This is a genomic window from Tunicatimonas sp. (genome assembly GCF_049647865.1).
Taxonomy (GTDB): domain Bacteria; phylum Bacteroidota; class Bacteroidia; order Cytophagales; family Cyclobacteriaceae; genus Tunicatimonas.
In genome coordinates, this window is record NZ_JBARYM010000573.1 from 1 (window position 1) to 1,707 (window position 1,707).

2 protein-coding genes and 1 pseudogene are annotated in these 1,707 nt (G+C 44.6%); all 3 read left to right on the forward strand.

The window, feature by feature from the left end; genetic code table 11:
- Positions 1–544, forward strand: a pseudogene (locus tag WBA23_RS16940) (hydrolase); the annotation flags it as partial.
- A 63-nt stretch (positions 545–607) separates the two neighbouring features.
- Positions 608–1,282 (forward strand): ABC transporter ATP-binding protein, encoded by a 675-nt coding sequence (locus WBA23_RS16945; RefSeq protein WP_424583471.1) that lies wholly within the window; start codon positions 608–610, stop codon positions 1,280–1,282.
- The coding region (locus WBA23_RS16950) for a hypothetical protein (RefSeq protein ID WP_424583472.1) at positions 1,279–1,707 on the forward strand (429 nt) is incomplete at its 3' end. The genes WBA23_RS16945 and WBA23_RS16950, both read left to right, overlap by 4 nt.

A 1,707-nucleotide genomic window follows, 5' to 3' on the forward strand; every position in this document is an offset into this window, starting at 1 on the left:
CGCTTTTACTGCCTGGGTGGCACATGACTACGTACAATTACTGCGGGCATTTGATCCAACCAATGCACTTGGTGATACGCTCGCCACTGGCACCGAGCACCAGTGGAACGCCTGGGGTACTGAGTACGAGTCGAGGCCCAATAGTTTATTCACCTATTCTTTCGCTACCCGCTACGGAGGCTACTTTGCTGAAGGCGATCGATTAAATGTTACGGGTGAATTAGGTTACCGCTTTCAGCCCTACGTGAGTTTGTCCGTTCGCTCGAGTTACAATCGCATTAACCTACCCGAACCCTGGAACCAGAGTACTTTCTGGCTAGTGGGTCCTCAGGTAGATGTGACCATGACCAATAAACTGTTCTTTACCGCTTTTATGCAGTACAACGAGCAGATCGATAACATTAACCTAAATACCCGCCTACAGTGGCGTTACCAACCGGCTTCTGATTTATTCATTGTGTATACCGATAACTACTTTCCGCAGCCCTTCGGAGTCAGAAACCGCGCTTTGGTACTTAAGCTTACCTACTGGTGGAATGTGTAATTGAAAGCTTTTATCCAAATGTTAGAGATTAGCAACGTATCCAAGTCCTTCCAGGAAAAGTAAGTGCTAAATCGTATTAGTCTCAATTTAGCCACCGGCGAATGTTGGTGTATTGTGGGGGTGAACGGAGCTGGTAAAACTACGCTGCTTCGCTGCATTCTGAATGCTTATCCGCTAGATGAAGGAGTTATTACCGTAAATAATCTGGATTCGGTGCAGGATTCGGTAGCGGTAAAGTCAATTATTGGAGTAGTAGCCGACATCAATCCGCTGATCAATGAGTTCACAGTATATCAGTACCTGCAATTTATTGGGCGTTTACATCGGTTGAATTCGGCAGCGAGGGAGAGCCGCATTCAGTCGCTTACCAGTTACTTTTTCACCGATCCAACCGTACTTTCTCAACGCATTCAGATTCTCTCTACCGGCAATCGCCAACGGGTAGGTTTGTGTGGGGCACTATTGCATCAACCTAAAGTTTTGCTGTTAGATGAACCCTTTGCCGGACTGGATTTGGAGACCGTGCATACGCTGATTTCCTTTTTAAAAGACTACTTGCTACAAGGAGGCACTATTCTGATGACCTCGCATAATCCGGAGCGGATGCAACGCTTAGCTACCCACGTGGCTATCTTAAATGCAGGACGAATGACCTTTACCGAGACGATGGAAAACTTAACCCAAAACCACGCTCAGGAGATTGATGAGATATTGTTAGAACAAATGAAGAACGGATGAATGCTTCGTTAGCCACCTTTATTGTTCGTACCCGCTTGGAAGTATGGCGGAGGCAATTATCAGAAGATATGTTCGTAGGGTTGTATTTGCTGCAACTTACCTTTTTACTGCTTTACAGTGCGGGTATTGGTTATATTATAAATAAGGATAGCCAATCGGTAGGGTGGGCAACTACTTTTCACTTAGCCTTTCTCTTTGGTTACTACTGGCTGATTTCTATTTTCCCCCTGTACAATCGGCAAAAGACCCACTTATTTAATCTGACTCATCCGGTGGACATCCGCAATAAGTATTTGTTAGAATTACTTTATAATCTACTGGATTTGTACCTGCTGTTGTTATTGTTGGTGCACTTTTCCGTAGTAATTATTGTCCGAGATTTTTCTTTGGCTTATAACCTACAGGCTCTATCAATACTACTGCTA